The 642-nt window shown below is 73.4% G+C and carries 1 protein-coding gene; it reads right to left on the reverse strand.

Features of this window, described 5'->3' with window-relative positions; genetic code table 11:
• On the reverse strand, window positions 1–642 hold a 642-nt coding region (locus tag P7D22_RS23330), incomplete at both ends, for a carboxylesterase family protein (protein ID WP_319936623.1).

The following is a 642-nucleotide window of genomic DNA, read 5'->3' on the forward strand; positions in this document are numbered from 1 at the left end:
CCGCCAGCGAGGCCGGCAGCACCGTGCCGTCGAACCAGGGCGCGGCCGGCGAGGCGCCCGGAATGGCGCGCGCCACCGCGGCCTCGGCCTCGACAAAGGCCTGTGCCGGCAAGGCCTGCAGATCCGCGAGGTTTTGCGGCCGCGGCCGCAGGGCCTCGACCCAGGCCCGGGCGATCGTCAGGCCGGTTTCGGCCGTGTGGATCAGGTTGAAGGCGCCGCTTTGCAGGATCGCCTGGTCGAACAAGGTCGCGGCGTCGGTGGCCATCAGGGCCGAGATCATGATAGAGCCGGCCGATTCCCCGGCAAGCGTCACGCGGGCCGGATCGCCGCCGAACTGCGCCACGTTGCGGCGGACCCAGCCGAGCGCCGCCATCACGTCCTGCAGCCCGAGGTTGCGCCCGACGGTCGGGTCGCCCAAGGCGGACCCGAAATCCACGAAGCCGAGGCCGCCGAGGCGGTAGTTCACCGTCACCACCACGATGTCGCCGCCCGCCGCGAGGGGCGCCCCCCCGTAAAGCGCGCCGCTGCCGCTCGTGAAGGCGCCGCCATGCACCCACACCAGCACCGGCCGCCGTCGCGCGTCGGCGGCCGGCGACCAGATATTGAGGTGAAGGCAATCCTCGCCGGTGCCGTCGCCGAGCG

The organism is Lichenihabitans sp. Uapishka_5 (assembly GCF_033947565.1).
GTDB lineage: Bacteria > Pseudomonadota > Alphaproteobacteria > Rhizobiales > Beijerinckiaceae > Lichenihabitans.